This window comes from Paenibacillus sp. CH40 (assembly GCF_024213605.1).
Taxonomy (GTDB): domain Bacteria; phylum Bacillota; class Bacilli; order Paenibacillales; family Paenibacillaceae; genus Paenibacillus; species Paenibacillus polymyxa_B.
Genome location: NZ_JANAVQ010000005.1, coordinates 291,557 through 308,422, shown reverse-complemented (window position 1 = coordinate 308,422; position 16,866 = coordinate 291,557). Strand labels below are relative to the sequence as shown.

At 45.7% G+C, this 16,866-nt stretch carries 13 protein-coding genes and 2 riboswitches; of the genes, 8 read left to right on the top strand and 5 right to left on the bottom strand.

Annotated features, from left to right (window positions below):
* Positions 1–7: 7 nt before the first annotated feature.
* From NLX73_RS17360 to NLX73_RS17350, 3 genes are read right to left on the bottom strand one after another with little or no spacing between them, the layout of a single operon-like run.
* Positions 8–832 carry a triphosphoribosyl-dephospho-CoA synthase gene (locus tag NLX73_RS17360; protein ID WP_103050140.1) on the bottom strand — a complete coding sequence of 275 codons (825 nt, stop codon included), beginning with the start codon at positions 830–832 and terminating at the stop codon, positions 8–10.
* A 4-nt stretch (positions 833–836) separates the two neighbouring features.
* Positions 837–2,483: a malonate decarboxylase subunit alpha gene (mdcA, locus tag NLX73_RS17355; protein WP_254326813.1), complete on the bottom strand. Its 1,647-nt coding sequence runs from the start codon at positions 2,481–2,483 to the stop codon at positions 837–839.
* Positions 2,480–3,319: an ACP S-malonyltransferase gene (locus NLX73_RS17350; protein ID WP_254326812.1), complete on the bottom strand. Its 840-nt coding sequence runs from the start codon at positions 3,317–3,319 to the stop codon at positions 2,480–2,482. Before NLX73_RS17350 ends, mdcA begins: the two co-directional genes overlap by 4 nt.
* A 198-nt stretch (positions 3,320–3,517) precedes the next feature.
* On the opposite strand from NLX73_RS17350, the gene NLX73_RS17345 reads away from it, so the two are divergent.
* The 5 genes from NLX73_RS17345 to NLX73_RS17325 all read left to right on the top strand — a co-directional run bounded on the left by NLX73_RS17345 (position 3,518) and on the right by NLX73_RS17325 (position 8,982).
* Positions 3,518–4,390 carry a LysR family transcriptional regulator gene (locus tag NLX73_RS17345; protein WP_103050137.1) on the top strand — a complete coding sequence of 291 codons (873 nt, stop codon included), beginning with the start codon at positions 3,518–3,520 and terminating at the stop codon, positions 4,388–4,390.
* A gap of 229 nt (positions 4,391–4,619) precedes the next feature.
* Complete coding sequence (locus tag NLX73_RS17340) at positions 4,620–5,903, top strand: ABC transporter substrate-binding protein (protein WP_254326811.1); 1,284 nt, start codon at positions 4,620–4,622, stop codon at positions 5,901–5,903.
* A gap of 32 nt (positions 5,904–5,935) precedes the next feature.
* Complete coding sequence (locus NLX73_RS17335) at positions 5,936–6,811, top strand: carbohydrate ABC transporter permease (RefSeq protein ID WP_165179212.1); 876 nt, start codon at positions 5,936–5,938, stop codon at positions 6,809–6,811.
* Positions 6,812–6,833: 22 nt separating this feature from the next.
* Positions 6,834–7,661 (top strand): carbohydrate ABC transporter permease, encoded by an 828-nt coding sequence (locus tag NLX73_RS17330; RefSeq protein ID WP_061828831.1) that lies wholly within the window; start codon positions 6,834–6,836, stop codon positions 7,659–7,661.
* Positions 7,662–7,809: 148 nt separating this feature from the next.
* Positions 7,810–8,982 carry an iron-containing alcohol dehydrogenase gene (locus tag NLX73_RS17325; protein ID WP_254326810.1) on the top strand — a complete coding sequence of 391 codons (1,173 nt, stop codon included), beginning with the start codon at positions 7,810–7,812 and terminating at the stop codon, positions 8,980–8,982.
* 57 nt (positions 8,983–9,039) lie between these two features.
* On the opposite strand, the gene NLX73_RS17320 is transcribed toward NLX73_RS17325, so the two are convergent.
* Positions 9,040–10,458 (bottom strand): alanine/glycine:cation symporter family protein, encoded by a 1,419-nt coding sequence (locus tag NLX73_RS17320; protein ID WP_302055455.1) that lies wholly within the window; start codon positions 10,456–10,458, stop codon positions 9,040–9,042.
* A 159-nt stretch (positions 10,459–10,617) separates the two neighbouring features.
* A riboswitch (glycine riboswitch) is annotated at positions 10,618–10,712 on the bottom strand.
* A gap of 18 nt (positions 10,713–10,730) precedes the next feature.
* Positions 10,731–10,807: riboswitch (glycine riboswitch) on the bottom strand.
* Positions 10,808–10,975: 168 nt separating this feature from the next.
* Positions 10,976–12,433 (bottom strand): glycoside hydrolase family 1 protein, encoded by a 1,458-nt coding sequence (locus NLX73_RS17315; RefSeq protein WP_254326808.1) that lies wholly within the window; start codon positions 12,431–12,433, stop codon positions 10,976–10,978.
* Between the two features lie 217 nt (positions 12,434–12,650).
* On the opposite strand from NLX73_RS17315, the gene NLX73_RS17310 reads away from it, so the two are divergent.
* The 3 genes from NLX73_RS17310 (at position 12,651) to NLX73_RS17300 (ending at position 16,787) form a co-directional block, all read left to right on the top strand.
* Complete coding sequence (locus tag NLX73_RS17310) at positions 12,651–13,622, top strand: LacI family DNA-binding transcriptional regulator (RefSeq protein ID WP_254326807.1); 972 nt, start codon at positions 12,651–12,653, stop codon at positions 13,620–13,622.
* Between the two features lie 233 nt (positions 13,623–13,855).
* On the top strand, positions 13,856–14,704 hold the full coding sequence (gene licT / locus NLX73_RS17305) for a BglG family transcription antiterminator LicT (protein ID WP_254326806.1): 849 nt from the start codon (positions 13,856–13,858) through the stop codon (positions 14,702–14,704).
* Between the two features lie 226 nt (positions 14,705–14,930).
* Positions 14,931–16,787, top strand: a complete 1,857-nt coding sequence (locus NLX73_RS17300) for a beta-glucoside-specific PTS transporter subunit IIABC (RefSeq protein ID WP_254326805.1) — start codon at positions 14,931–14,933, stop codon at positions 16,785–16,787.
* The last annotated feature ends 79 nt before the right edge of the window (positions 16,788–16,866 follow it).

Here is a 16,866-nt window from a genome sequence, read left to right as displayed (position 1 = left end):
TAAAGTATCAATCGATTAGAAATAATGTGGCAGCTAGCAGATCGGCACTGCCTCCGGGTGAGAGTTGTCTAACATTACAATACTCGGACAAGCGGTAGAGCAGCTTTCTGCCCGACTGGGTTCTTAATCCATCTGCTGCAAGGAAGGCTGCGGCCATACTCTGAATCGCCATCAGATCCGTCAACTGACCGCGGTGTAGGATGCAGGTATCATCCACACATGCCACCAAGGCCAATAAAGCTTCTAAGCGTGCTTCGACCTCTGTCTTCCCACAAGCCCTAGCGCGCAGCAAAGCAGGTAAAGCTTCGTCCCGGATGTGCGGAAAGCCTAGCTTCGCTTCTTCCTCTGCCCCCACTACCGCGTATTTCTTCTTAACCGTTCGTCCATTCGTCTGCTGCATCGGACGGTATCGGTCATGGAACGATGCGATTCTTCCTGCAATGCTCATAATCTGATGTGGGTCCCGCTCCCTTGGAAAGGCTGCCCGTGCACTTGTTAAAAGCCCAAGGGCCCAAATGGCACCCTTATGTGTATTGACACCGTTCGTTGCACTGAGCATCACCTTCTCGCCCTCCCGTCCGATTAGAGCGATCTGCTCACGCAAAGTCTGGTCCACCGGGTGAAGGTATGACACAATGGCTATTTCCCGAAACGTATCCTCCAATACTCTTGCGGATGCAAGCATTAGATCGATGGACATATCTGTATGCGAGCCATTGTCTCTGGCATCGACAAGTCCAGGCTTGGGCGTAAGAAGAGCCTCTTCCATCAGTGCCTTTACAGCTTTGGCAGCCAGAGAAGCCGCGAAAGCTGAATGATTCATCGTGAGCATGGCTTTAAGACCAGCTCCGGAATTTAGCCGGTGGATCATACAAACCGTCTGACCAATCTACGAGATCGTTAATCGTCTGTGCTGCCAGCATCGAGCGCTTGGCTTGTCTGCGCATGATCCCAAGATCCTCCGGATAGGCCACGATCCCTCTGTCACGCAACAGGCTTGCATCGCTTTCATTACTTTCCATTCCTAAAGGTGTTACGCCTCCGATTGCCGCGAGAGCCTTCTTTCTCTCCTCTATGCTGTCCGTCTTGTAGAGGTATGCAATGCCTTCCTCGGTAAGGACGTGGGTGACATCATCCCCGTAAATCATGACTGGCGTAATGGCGAGACCAGATTCATCCTTCACCTTGATGGCATCTAGCGAATCTACAAATACTGGCTTTTTGTTGGCACCGTATGTTTCAACCATCTGCACGACCAATTTCCGGCCTTTGGAGAGTTCCGTCGGGCGCTCGATCATGTCAAGCCAGGCAGGAGTCGCATGTCGCCGCCCCCGAGGATCATGCCCCATATTCGGCGCTCCTCCAAAACCGGACAATCTGCCGGAAGTAACGGTAGACGAATTACCTGCACAGTCCATTTGTAGCGTTGATCCGATAAACATATCTACAGCGAACTGGCCTGCAACCTGACACATCGCGCGGTTGGAGCGCATAGATCCGTCCTTGCCGACGAAGAACACATCTGAACGAGCCGCAATGTATTTCTCCATACCGACCTCGCCTCCAAAGCTGTGAATGCTTTCGACCCAACCCGATTCAATCGCCGGAATCAAAGTTGGATGCGGATTCAGGGCCCAGTGCTTGGCAATCTTCCCTTTCAGGCCAAGCTGTTCACCATAGGTCGGCAGCAAAAGCTCAATCGCTGCAGTATTAAAGCCAATGCCGTGATTAAGCGACTGCACCTGATGTTTTCCATAAATACCCTTGATCGCCATCATGCCCATCAGGATTTGCAGTTCAGTGATATTCTGCGGATCACGGGTAAACAGTGCTTCCAGTGCGTACGGTTTTTCGGCCTGTACAATGACGTCGACCCAGGACGCTGGAATATCGGTTCGCGGTAGCTCATCCACGATTTCGTTAACCTGCACGATTACGATCCCATCCTTGAAAGCCGCCGCTTCCACGATCGTCGGAGTTTCTTCCGTATTGTTTCCGGTATACAGATTGCCCTCGCGATCTGATTTGTCTGCCGCTACCAGCACCACATCTGGAATAAGGTCAATGAAGAGACGTCCGAACAATTCCAAATACGTATGGATGTCACCGAGCTTAAGTATCCCGTCATCAATCATTTGCGCAACACGCAGGCTTTGGGAGCCACTGTAGGAGAAGTCCAGCTTCCCGGCGATGCCCTTCTCGAAAATATCCAAATGTTCGGGTCTTGAAATGCTGGACATAATCATATGCAAATCATGCACTTTGCCAGGATCGACTTCCAGCAGCTTCTGGGAAAGGAAAGACGCTTGCTTCTGGTTATCTCCTTCCAGGACGACCTTCGCGCCTGGATCAATTAGCGCCTCCATCAGGTCGACAATTCGGGAGGAGTCGATGTATTTTCCGTCGAGCCACTTTTCCACCTTTCCTAACTTTTCCTGCTTTTTATCACGTTTTTGTGACCAGGATCGCAGTACTTTATTCATTCTTCTTGCTCCTTCCATTTTCTAATCAGATACTGAGTCGCTTCCAGACCGATTTCGTCCACGGCCATTTGCCGGGTACTCTTATGGGCTTGCTTAACAAGTCTGGAAAGAGTATGGCCCGGCGGCATTTCGATGAAACAGTCAGCTCCCGATTCGACGCAGACAGCCGCCATATCCATCCACTGGACGGGATTTGCTACGTTTAGGGCAAGGTCCTCCGCAATTTTTTCCTTGGCTTTCGTCTTTCTGCCCGTATGATTCACCAAATATGGTATTTGAGCGTCCCGCAAAGAAAAAGTGTGTATTTTCAGCAATAGCTTATTGGCTACCTCTGACATCAGCGGGGAGTGTGAAGGAATCGGAACCTTCAGAAGCGCCGTTTGAGCGCTCCCGAGCTCTTTCACATGCATAAATGCTTTATTTAACCCTACCAATGATCCGGATACGACGATTTGTTGCTCTGCGTTTATATTCGAGAGATAGACTGGCGTCGTCTCACTATGGGAGAGAAGCACGGCTTGTTGAACCTCTGCCTTCGTAAGCCCCATAATCACACCCATTCCATAGCCTTCAGGGAAGGCTTCTTCCATCAACCTGGCACGGAGCCATACGATCCGAAGCGCATCCTCGAACGAAAGAACTCCCGCGATGACCGCCGCAGGAAATGCACCAATGGAGTGCCCTGCCACGAATTGGGGCTGGATACCCTGCTCGATCAACCGATAGGCTATTGCCGTCTCCTTAACGAAGAGTGCCGTCTGAATCCAGACCGTTGAGCCCATAGCCTTCTCATCATCACGTAGTTCATTTCCGATGATACTTGTTGCCTTTTTCACATACTCGGGCACATCTTGGAGCATTCCAGGAACCTGTGACCCCTGGCCGGGAAATGTAAAAACGATGTTCAGAATCTCACCACCTTTAGCGGATTCAATTTCTTACATTGTCAATTGTAATAAGTGAGTAAATACCTGTAAAATATATATATTCACATATAATCGATAACCTAATGGTTATAAAGGAGCTACTCCATAATGGATTATTTGCAGCTTAAGTATTTTCAAGTGACCTCGAAGTATGAACATGTCACACGTGCCGCGAACGAATTGTTTATCTCACAGCCTGCCTTAAGTAAAATGATTAGAAACCTGGAGACGGAATTGGGTGTGCAGCTATTTGACCGCGAAGGAAAACATATCGTACTGAATGAATATGGAAAGAAATTTCTGAAAAGAGTGAATCAGTCGCTCTCAGCGCTAGAGCAAGGCATATCCGAAGTCAAAGAAATGAAGAATGAAAAGGTAGAGGTAATCACGTTATACGTCGCCGTTGGCTCTATGCTATTACCCAACCTTGTCGGTAAGTTTCGCGATCTCTACCCTCAAATTAGATTCAACCTGACCCAGCACCCTGCGATGGTGAAGAAAGGACTGGCGTACGATTTTGCGATTACGTCCGAAGAGTTGGCAGACAACGAGCATGCGATCCTGCTGGAGGAGGAAATTTTGCTTGGCGTACCAAATTCTCACCCTCTGAGCGCTCAGAACACCGTATTACTGAAAGATCTAGAGCATGAGAAGTTTATCAGCCTTACACCTGGTAATTCGCTTAGGAAAACAACGGACCGCTTTTTTACTCATATCCCTTTTGAACCGAACATCGTCTTTGAAAGTGATGATCCGGCTACGGTAAGAGGGTTGATTCAAACAGGACTTGGCATCTCCTTTATTCCTTCTATCCTGTGGAGGAACGTCGTAACCGAAGACATCAAGCTGCTTCAAATCAGGGAGCCTCGATGTATGCGAACAATCTATCTGTCCTATCCTGCTGGGGAACTGCACACTGATATAGAGAAATCGTTCTTCGAATTCATCATTGGATTTTTCCAGGATATTGCTCAGCATTGACGATTTAGATTCCTTTTGACATAATATCTGCCTTATTGTTTTATCATCCTTCGAATCAGTAGGATCAATATCTTTAGAGTATTTAATTTCTATACATGCTTTGTTTCAATTTTTTTGTTTTTGGTTAAGTCAATGCACATAAATGGGTAACAGCTTCATATGATGGAGCTAAACCATTTACAACTTGTTTAGCAGGCAGATTATCTCAGACAGCAAGGAGGGAAATGATGTGAAGACAGTACAATGGCTGGTATTATGTCTTGCTTTTCTCACGATGTTCAGTGCTTGTAGTGAACCCTCGTCCTCTGAAAGTCAATCATCTGAAACTAATTTGTCAAACGGAAAAAAGATAACGCTTACATTATGGTACTGGAACCGTTCCATTGACGATGAACTACTCGCTCAGGCGGAAAAACAATTTCCCAACATTGAATTAAAAACTCAAAAAATAGGCGGTGACTTCAAAGCCAAACTGAAGACAACGCTCGCAGCTCGTTCCGGTGAACCAGACATCGTAGCTCTGAACGATTGGATGGTGGAGCTGTTCCCCAGTGCGGATCGTTTTTATGACTTAAGGGAACTCGGAGCAGACCGCTTGAAGAATCAATATTTGGAATGGAAATGGAATCAAGGGATCACTCCTGATGATAAAATGATTGCATTTCCCATGGATACTGGGCCTACCGCCCTCTTCTACCGAAGTGATCTGTTTGAACAAGCAGGCTTGCCTAGTGATCCTGAAAAGGTTAGTGCCTCCATCCGCACATGGGATGATTACATGGCAGCCGGAGAACAACTTCAGCAGAAATTCGGAAGCCGTTCATTTTTGGCTGATAATATTGTAAACGTTTACAATCAGGTACTCGCTCAGCACACAAACCTTTACTTCAAGCCGGATGGCAGCTATATCGGCAATCAATCTCCTGACATCCGTCTGGGCTGGAAAACTGCTGTCGATTTCCACAAGAAGCATCTGCTCGCCAATGCGGATGGCTGGACTCCCGAATGGAACGCTTCGGTCAATAACGGCAAAATTGCCTCTTTTGTAGGGGCTATCTGGATGAAGCAAGTTCTCACAGAGGCCGCGCCGGATACAGCGGGCAAATGGAGAGTCGCCCGTGCTCCTGGAGGAGACGGCAATCTGGGAGGGTCATTCATTTCTATCCTCAAATCCAGCAAACATCCCAAAGAAGCCTTTGAAGTCCTGACCTGGCTGCAAAACCCGGAACACCAGCTGGAAGCCTACCACAAAATCGGACTGTTCCCGTCCACTCCCGGCGTCTATGACGATCCTATCATGGAGACACCCGAGCCTTTCTTTGGTGGTCAGGCCACCGGACTCATCTTTGCCACTTCCGCACGTCATGTGAAAAGCAGCTATTTCGGCGAGCGCTATCCTGTCATCCACGGCATTGTGACCCGTCGCCTTGCTAATGTCGCCAAGCAGGATGCCAATCCCGATGCATTATGGACGGAAACCATGGATCGAATCGAACGAGAATTACAGCGGTAAAAAACAAAATTCAAAAAAGGCGTGTGGACATTATGCTGAGAGAAATCTGGAAGCACCGTGCCGTTTATGCTGCGATCTCGCCGTTTTATCTGCTGTTTGGCATCTTTGGACTGTTTCCGATTGGCTTTTCATTATATCTAGCGTTTCACAAATGGGACGGGATCGGAGACATGACCTACAACGGCTGGGGCAACTTTCGCTACCTTGTGACAGACAATGAATTTTGGCAGGCTGTAGGCAACACCTTTGTGATCTGGGTGTATGCAACGATTCCGATGCTATTCTTCGCACTGATTATTGCCTTTCTGCTTTATGCCCCTTTTGTGAAAATGCGCACCTTATGGCGAGTTGGATTCTTCCTGCCCAATGTGACGTCTATTGTGGCTGTTGCCATCATATTTGGTGCCTTATTTGCCAACAATTTTGGATTTCTCAACTACCTTCTGCAACTCTTGGGACTACCCATGGTTCAATGGTTGAATGTGCCATGGGGTATCCAAATTGCCATTTCTTCTATGGTCGTATGGAGATGGATGGGCTATAACGCAATCATCTATTTGGCCGGACTCCAGAGTATTCCGCATGTGCTGTATGAGGCCGCCAAAATAGACGGGGCAACCGGAGCGCAAGCTTTTTTCCGCATCACTATCCCCATGCTGCGCCCAGTCATTCTGTTTACGGTCATTACGTCCACCATCGGCGGTATGCAGCTCTTCACCGAGCCACAGGTCCTGGTCGGTAATGACGGCGGTTCCGGGGCAAGTGGCATGACCATCGTTTTATACCTGTACCGCGAGTCGTTCATTAACAACTATTTTGGATATGGTGCAGCCGTCGGATGGGGCATGTTCCTCATCATTGCTCTATTCTCCATCATAAACTGGAAACTCGTTCAAGGTAAAAAATAACGATGGGAAGGAGCTTCACAACATGATGCAGACACGCGCAAAATCCTTTGTTTTATATGCCGGATTGTTGGTGGGAATCATCCTGTCGATGTTTCCATTTTACTGGCTGATCGTCATGGCAACTCGTACCACTTCAGACATCTACCGTTTTCCACCGCAATTGTGGTTTGGCAGCCACTTCTTGGATAACATAACGAGAGTATTACAGCAGATTAATTTTGCCGGAGCCTTTTTTAATACCCTTTTTGTAGCCAGTTCTGTTACCCTATTGGTTCTGTTTTTCGATTCACTGGCAGGTTTTGCATTCGCCAAGTTTGATTTTCCGGGCAAAAAAGTGCTATTTATCGTTCTGCTAGCTACGATGATGGTCCCTTCACAACTTTCGCTTGTCCCCTCCTTTGTCATGATGGCCTCCTTTGGATGGGTAGGTACGTTCAAAGCGCTTATCATCCCGGGGATGGTAAATGCCTTCGGCATTTTCTGGATTCGTCAATATGCGGAAGAATCCATCCCAAAGGAGCTGCTAGATGCGGGCCGGATGGACGGATGCAGCTTTTTTCGACTGTACTTGAATGTAGCACTGCCTATTCTACGTCCTGCGTTCGCTTTTCTCGGCGCCTTTACCTTTATAGGAGCCTGGAATGATTATTTATGGCCGCTAATCGTCTTAACGGATGAGCGTAAATTCACGCTCCAGATTGCACTGTCACAATTGAACGGAATTTACAATACGGATTATGCGATGGTCATTGCGGGCACCCTGCTGGCTGTACTGCCACTTATTATTTTGTTTCTTTTCATTAGCCGCCAGTTTATTTCCGATCTTGCCGCTGGAGCGGTCAAAGATTAGATTTACTTGAATTCCCTTATTCATTTCATGTATAATGGTTAATCGTCATTTCAAATAGCTTACATGATGAAGTTAGGTATCCAACAGGCAATCAGGTTAAGCGATTTACGATTTGAACATGAACTATGAACTGAGGGGAACTTTCCAGATGAACAAATTCACATATTATAACCCCACCAAATTAATATTTGGAGACAATCAAATTGAAGAACTGCAGCAGGAGCTGCTGAATTACGGCAAAAATATTTTACTGATATACGGAGGCGGAAGTGTCAAGCGAAATGGTCTGTATGACCAGGTATTAAACGCGTTAGAGCCGCTACATCTTAACATTCATGAATTGTCCGGCGTAGAACCGAATCCACGCTTGTCCACCGTTAAAAAGGGCATCGACATTTGCCGAAACGACAACATCGACTTCTTACTTGCAGTAGGCGGCGGAAGCGTTATTGATTGCACCAAAGCCATCGCAGCAGGGGCTAAATATGACGGCGATGTGTGGGATATTATCAACAAAAAGCACATGCCGACCGAGGCTCTACCATTCGGCACCATCCTCACACTCGCCGCCACCGGTTCAGAAATGAATCCGGATTCTGTTATCACCAACTGGGAAACGAACGAAAAATACGTATGGGGCAGCGCGGTGACGCATCCGAAATTCTCCATTCTGGACCCTAAAAATACCTTCTCTGTGCCACGTGATCAGACGGTATATGGCATGGTGGATATGATGAGCCATGTGTTTGAACAGTATTTTCACAATGTTAAAAATACACCGTTGCAAGATCGTATGTGCTTTTCCGTGCTGCAAACCGTGATCGAAACTGCACCTAAACTGCTGGAGGATTTGCACAGCTACGAGCATCGTGAAACGATTTTATATGCCGGAACGATTGCTCTTAACGGAACACTGCAAATGGGCTACTTCGGGGACTGGGCTTCGCATACGATTGAACATGCATTATCCGCTGTATATGATATTCCTCATGCTGGCGGTCTGGCAATTCTGTTTCCCAACTGGATGAGACACACAGTGGATCAGGATGCTGCACGTATGAAGCGGCTGATGCTCAGCATGTTTGACTTAGACACCGTAGGTAAAACAGATAGAGAAATCGCCTTGGAAGGTATTGACCGTCTTAGTGCATTCTGGACAAGTCTCGGTGCCCCTTCTACGCTGGCCGATTACAATATTAATGATGAGCAATTGGAAAAAATCGCGGACATTGCAGCCCGTGAAATGGAATACGGAGGCTTTGGTAATTATAAAAAGCTGAATCAAGAAGATATTTTAGCTATTTTGCGTGCATCGTTATAACATTCAAAAGGGAGTGTCCTCAAGCCTGTGATGGCTGAGGGCACTCCCTTTTGGAATTTATGAATTAACCGTTTGTCCCTTTTCTTCTACTTGAATAGCTGCCCCTACACTGGCACCTGCAAGAATGCCCTTTTTCTTACTAGAATTCAGAGAATCCATATAGGTTCGGGTTTCCGCAACTACAATTCCTGATAAGCCGAGCAGTGCAATCAGGTTCGGGAAAGCCATCATTGCGTTAAAGATATCTGCTAGCAACCAAATCGCATCCAGTTTAATGAACGCGCCCCCGGCAACGAGTAGAATGAACAGATAACGGTATGGCTTAATCCACTTGACCCCAAGCAAGTATTCAACACAGCGTTCCCCGTAATAGTTCCAGCCGAGCATGGTGGTGAACGCGAACATAATCAGAATAATTGTGAGCAGTTCTGCCCCCAGCGGGAATGCGCTGGAAAATGCTTGCTGAGTCATCAGGCCCGCATCGGTAGGCCCGCTCCACACACCGCTAACCAGCAGCGTCAACCCGGTCATCACACAAATAACCATCGTATCAATAAACACGCCTGTCATGGAAATTAGCCCTTGCTCCGCAGGCCATTTGGTTTTGGCAGCTGCGGCTGCAATCGGTGCGCTCCCCAATCCGGCCTCATTGGCAAAAATACCTCTGGCTACCCCACTTCGCATCGCCAGCATAATCGTAGCTCCGGCAAATCCGCCCGTTGCAGATGTAGTTGAAAATGCCGAATGGAGCACCAGCGCAATGGCGGCAGGAAGTTGGTCAGCAAACCGAATCAGTACGATGAGACAGATCAGTACGTACAAGCCTGTTTTAAAAGGAACGACCTTCGTCGATACCTTGGCAATGCTTTTGAGTCCTCCAATAGTAACAAGTCCGGTAAGGACCGCGATAATCAGTGCCGTTACAATAGGCGGAACGCCAAAACTGTTTTCAGTCGAAGATACAATCGCTTTGACCTGCGGAAACGTTCCAATCCCGAACAACGCTACCAGCATGCCCGAAAAAGCAAACAGCATCGCCAGCGGTTTAAAACGGCGTCCAAGACCTTTCTCAATATAATACATCGGGCCGCCGGAAAATTGTCCATTCCGATCTTTCACCCGGTATTTTACCGCAAGTACACCTTCCGCATATTTTGTCGCCATCCCAAAAAAGGCTGCAACGACCATCCAGAACAAGGCACCCGGCCCGCCCAGCTTAATGGCTGTCGCTACGCCGACAATACTTCCTGTGCCAACTGTAGCCGCCAACGCTGTACTCAAAGCCGCAAAACTACTTACATCCCCGCTGCCTTCATTCGGGGCTTTACCGATCAGCTTGATCGCCAGGGGCAGGCGGAATACCTGCAGCATCTTCAAACGTATGGTCAGCCATAACCCCGTTCCCATGACAAGAATGATGAGAGGCGCCCCCCATATCCAGCTACTAATCGCTTCTAACACATGTACCAAATTCATTTCAACCCGCTCCTCCAGCATATTAGAAAACAAAAAAGAGTCAAATCCGCTGATTCGACTCCTGGAGAGGTTAAAGGCACGAAAAAATACAACCATCTTGTGCAGGTTCCTACCTCTAATAGCTCACAAAAAAGCCTAGGGCATTCCCTGTCACAGGTTATTCGCGTCTCTGTCCTTTTGCCTGAGAGTTTAAGCAGATGTTATCTGCGGTGCACCTTCGGCGCCCAATTAAGGGTCTCTCCAGAGTTCTGTCCGTTTACGGTCCCCGCTTGTTGCTGTAATCAGCCTAAGCACCTGAGAGTTTTGCCCCTTCGGTCGGAACCTTCGTTCCATCTCCCGCAAACATCAACCAGACATATGAAATTTTTATTCATTATACAGAAAACTTTCAGCTTATTACAAGTGAAAAGTTTGTGAAGCCCTCTGAAATATTATTATTGTGTCTATCAAAAAAGCGGGTACAGCAGATTGCATCCTTAGGATGTCCTCTGCTATACCCGCCCGAGACAATATGGAATTACAATTCTTCACCATTGGTTGCTATCACATTTTTATACCAGTTAAAAGAGTCCTTTTTGGAGCGTTTGAGCGTTCCGTTACCGTCATCATCCAGATCGACGTAAATAAATCCGTAGCGCTTGGACATTTCGGAAGTAGACATGCTCACAAGGTCGATAGGGCCCCAGCTGGTGTAACCAATCAGATCAACACCGTCGGCAATTGCTTCCTTCATTTGGGCAATATGCTGACGCAAGTAATCAATACGATATGTGTCATGCACAGAACCGTCTTCTTCTACCTTATCATACGCACCCAAGCCATTTTCCACGATGAACAACGGCTTTTGGTAGCGGTCATATAACGTGTTCAGCGTAACACGCAGACCGATCGGATCAATTTGCCATCCCCAGTCAGAGGACTGTAAATATGGATTTTTCACGCCACCAATCAGGTTTCCTGCTGCTTTCTCACCTTCTGGACCTGCAGATACGGTCAAGGTCATATAGTAGCTAAATGAGATAAAATCAACCGTATTATTTTTCAATATTTCAGCATCGCCTGGTTCTGTGTGTATTACAACATTATTTTCTTCAAAATAACGATTCATGTAGTTAGAATATTCCCCACGGGCATGCACATCCGTAAAGAACAGGTTCATCTGATTTTCATGCTGGGCTTTCAGTATATCCTCTGGGTTACACGTATGTGGATAGCTTTCAATACGTGCCAGCATACAGCCGATCTGAGCGCCCGGGATGATCTCATGTCCCCGTTTGGTCGCCAGTGCACTAGCTACAAATTGATGATGCAATGCTTGATATATCGCTTGTTGTTTGTTTTCTACACGGTCAATAACCACACCGCCACCGGTGAACGGGCTCATGGTCATTACATTGATTTCATTAAAGGTCAGCCAGTATTTTACTTTATCCTTATAGCGTGTGAACACCGTTTCGGCATAATTTACGTAGTGCTGTATGACTTCACGACCCAGCCAGCCATTATACTTCTGCGTCAGACCTAGCGGTGTCTCATAATGTGACAATGTTACCAGCGGTTCAATACCATACTTGCGCAGCTCATCAAATACATTGTCGTAGAATTGCAATCCTGCTTCATTCGGCTCGGCATCATAGCCATTCGGGAAAATCCGCGACCAATGGATGGACATACGGAATACTTTAAAGCCCATTTCAGCGAATAATGCAATATCTTCTTTGTAATGGTGGAAAAAGTCTACACCTTCACGCTTTGGAAAACGTGCATTGACTTTGCCTGCCAAAATGTCTTCGAGTCGTTCGGAAGAAATCTCTATAGCGTGATCGTTCTTGCGCTCTGCTTTGGGTACATAGGCAATCAGGTCTGCGCTGGACAATCCTTTTCCATCTACGTCAAAAGCACCTTCCAATTGGTTGGCTGCGGTTGCCCCGCCCCACAAGAAGTTTTTCGGAAATCCTTTTAGCGTCTTCGTCATGGTATAAAAACCTCTTTCCGTATTTAAGATTTTTACTTTGGTCAAGTCATCCCATCAAGTGCTGCAAATATGAATCAATACCTAACGATAACCGTTCTCCTTTGAAATGCATTGACAGATACTTTAAAATAGACGTAATGCCTTCATAAGCATCCTAATCGTTGTAACGCGTTTCATGTCAAGAATTTATTTTTTTTCTTATGTGAGGAGAAGCACCATGTCGAATCTTGATCAAATTGCAAAACTGGCGGGCTTTTCCAAAGCTACGGTATCCAGAGTATTAAATCAGTCCCCCCATGTTAGTCACGAAACAAGAGCTAAAATTTTGAAAATCATGCAGGAATTAGATTATGTTCCTAATCGAAATGCCATTTCTCTATCCAAGGGTCAGACGCTTCAGATCGGTATCATTACTTCAACTATTAATGAAATTGTTCTCGCTTTTCTGGACAGCTTTGTGGAAGTAGCGGGCCAATATGAATTTCAAACCATTATTTATACTTCGGGAGAAGACAAAAAGAAAGAGCTTCAAGCCTTTGAGGATTTAAAAAGAAAAAGAGTCGATGCGCTGGTCATCATTTCCTGCGTGAATGACACTGATTTTTTGAGCACCTATTGCAAATATGGCCCGATCGTGTCGTGGCAACGAATGGAGCATACCGATATTCGCTCCGTCGCTATGGATCAGTATGAAGGATATATGTTAGCGCTCAAACATTTGATACAAAAAGGCTATACTCGTATAGCCAATGCTTTTGGCCGTCCGAGCAGTATTAATACCCATAGTAGACAACGAGCCTACGAACAGATCATGAGTGAGCACAATCTGCCAGTGTTGCAACACTGGAATCACTCTTCTATTTATAATATCCGTGATGGCGAACAGGTCGTACGGGATCTGTTACAGCGTCGGGAAGAATTCCCAGAGGCTATTTTATGTGCTAACGATTATGTAGCAGTGGGTATTCTCTGCGAAGCACGCAGACAAAAACTGAACGTACCGGAAGATCTGGCAATTGTTGGATTCGATAACACGGAGCTGGCGCATACGCTGGGGATTACAACGATTCAAAATCCTATCATGGCTCAAGCACAAAATGCCTTTTTCATGCTTTCCCCTCAGCTGATTGGACGCCAAATGAAGCTTCATTCGCTAGAGTACAGCCTCATTGAACGTACGACTACATGAGGTAACGATGTACTTGCAAATTAGGCAAAAGGGCCTTGATAAGAAATATTTTTTGTCGAAACAGAATAAAATATGTTGAAATCGCTTTTTTTTGTGCTACAATAGCACTATATCGAAGGATTGTGACCGGTGATGCGGGCAATGCCTGAGTTCAATTGAGTGCTATTGCTAACAATAGTATTGAATTGTGCTTAGGCATTTTTTATTGGTAAAGGATGGGAGGGGGAACTTCAATGATTATTGAGAAGGTGCTCAATAACAACGTCCTATTGACTAAAAACGATAAAGGCAAAGAGGTCATCGTGATGGGAAGAGGTATTTCCTTCAAAAAGGTGGCTGGCGATCAAGTCGATAATGATAAAATAGATAAGATTTTCATGTTAAATGAAAACGAGTTCACGGCCAAACTAACCGAGTTGCTGAACGATATTCCTGTATCTCATCTGGAGGTCGTGAATGAAATCGTAACCCATGCAACGGAAGTGTTGGATACGGAGTTAAGCGATAATATTTATTTAACGTTGACCGACCATATTCATTTTGCCATACAACGGCAAGAAAAAGGACTGGCACTCCAAAACGCGATGCTGTATGAAATTAAACGCTTTTACAAAAAAGAATTTGCAGTTGGGCTGGATGCTCTCCAAAAAATTGAAAATACGCTCGGAGTAAAATTGGGCGAAGATGAAGCGGGATTTATTGCATTGCATATGGTGAATGCACGGATCGACGGTAACGAAATGAAATCTACACTGAAAATGACCGAGATTGTCCAACATATCTTGAACATTATTACGTATCATTACGGAATTGTGCTGGATGAGTCTTCTTTTAGCTATTCGAGATTTTTGACACATTTGCAATATTTTGCGATGCGAGTGATTCGCAAAGAAGTCATTCACAGTGGTGAAGAATTTTTGTACAACCAGGTGAAGCAAACGTATAGCGAAGCTTTTGCTTGTGCCCAAAAGATCAATGAATATCTGGAAAAAACATACGATCAATATTTAAGCAAGGATGAATACGTATATCTAACTATCCATATTCATCGGGTAACTGAGCGTAATAACATAAAACACTAACAACTTCATATCCTCATCGTTCATGGATTGTGACTGGTAAGGCAGGCAAAACCTAAACTGATGGTGAAATCGACGTTCCCTTATAGGAGAGAGTACGTAGTTTTCACCACGAGTTTAGGTTTTTCTTGTTTACAAGTTTAAAAAGGTGCACGCCGGCGCATCTTAGCAACAGCTGTAAACAGTAAACCCTATCAGTAGCAAGAATAACCCATAAGGAGTTCTGAATATGAGTGATAAAGAACTATCTAAAAAAATAGTGACCCTCGTTGGTGGCGAAGAGAATGTCAATTCGGTATTCCATTGCGCTACACGCTTGAGATTTAAATTAAATGATCGTACAAAAGCAGACAAAGCCGCACTGGAAGCAACCCCTGGTGTCATTACAGTAGTGGAAAGCAGCGGCCAGTTTCAAGTGGTTATCGGCAACAATGTAGGTCAAGTGTTTGAGCATATGATGGCAGAAACAAATTTACAGGATGCTGACAATCCAAATGCGAAAAAGGAAGAGTCTTCCGAAAAAACGAATTTCCTTGGAAAAGCGGTCGATATCATTTCCAGCATTTTTTCTCCTCTTTTGGGAGCTCTTGCAGGGGCAGGATTGCTCAAAGGGATTCTGGCATTAATTTTGTCGCTCCATTGGATTGATAATACAAGCGGTACGTATCTGATTCTGAACGCCGCTTCAGACAGTGTATTTTATTTCTTACCTCTATTTCTGGCTATTACATCGTCCCGTAAATTTAAGACAAATGCCTTTGTATCTGTCGCAGTTGCTGGAGCCCTTGTCTACCCGGATGTTATTGCGGCGGTGGACAATCCGGCAAAACTGGCTTTTCTCGGGATTCCAATCATTTTAATTAAATACAGTTCCAGCGTAATCCCAATTATTCTCGCGGTATGGGTACAGTCCTATGTGGAACGCTGGTTCAATTCCTTTATCCATCAATCAGTTAAAAACATTATCGTACCTATGCTATCACTACTGGTCGTTGTTCCGTTGACGTTTTTGGCCTTTGGTCCAGTCGGTAACCTGATCAGTCAGGGCTTGGCGAACGGTTTTACATGGGTTTACAATTTAAGCCCATTGATCGCCGGAGCTGTTGCCGGAGCATTCTGGCAAGTATTTGTTATTTTCGGCGTACACTGGGGCTTTGTTCCTATCATGCTGTCCAATATTGCAACATTGGGTTATGACACAATGCTTCCGATGCTTACAGCAGCTGTACTTTCTCAAGCCGGTGCAACACTGGGGGTATTCCTGAAATCCCGGAACACCCAGATGAAGGCTTTGGCTGGTTCCTCTACACTGGCAGCTGTATTCGGGATTACTGAACCAACGATTTATGGTGTAACTTTGAAATTGAAAAAGCCTTTCATTTATGCTTGTATTTCCGGTGGTATTGGGGGCGCTATTATCGCTTCTGGCGGAGCGACTGCAAAATCCTTCTCCCTGCCTAGTTTACTGGCGTTGCCAACTTATTTTGGAACTGGATTCTTGTGGGTAGTCATCGGTTTGCTCGTTGCCTTTGTACTCGCAGTTGTGTTGGTTATGATTTTGGGCTTTGAAGATCCAAAAGAAGAAACTGCAAAAACAGAAGCTGCACCCGTAAAGAAAGAAGTGGCAATCGAAAAGGAAATTCTCGTAAGCCCACTGCAAGGTAAAGTATTGCCTTTGGAACAATCTTCTGATGTTGCTTTTGCTTCAGGTGCTATGGGGAAAGGAATCCTCATTGATCCTACAGAGGGTGTGCTGACATCTCCTGTCAATGGAACGATTACGACAGTATTCCCGACCGGACATGCAATCGGTATTACTTCCAATGACGGAGCAGAAATTCTGATTCACGTGGGTGTGAATACAGTGAAGCTGAAAGGGCAATTCTTTGACAAGCGCGTCAAGGAAGGCGATGTGGTTAAGCAAGGACAATTGTTGCTTGAATTTGATATCGAGCAAATTAAGGCGGCAGGCTATACTACAGCTACACCAATTATCGTAACAAATTCCGCTCAATACCTGGATGTGTTGAACACAATGGAAACTGAAGTGAAGCGTGAGGATTACTTGTTGACTGTTGTGGTCTAACGTTTTAACTATCAGACTAAAGAAGCTTTCCCAACAATGGAAAGCTTCTTTTTTTATACATAATGAGACAAGTGTTACA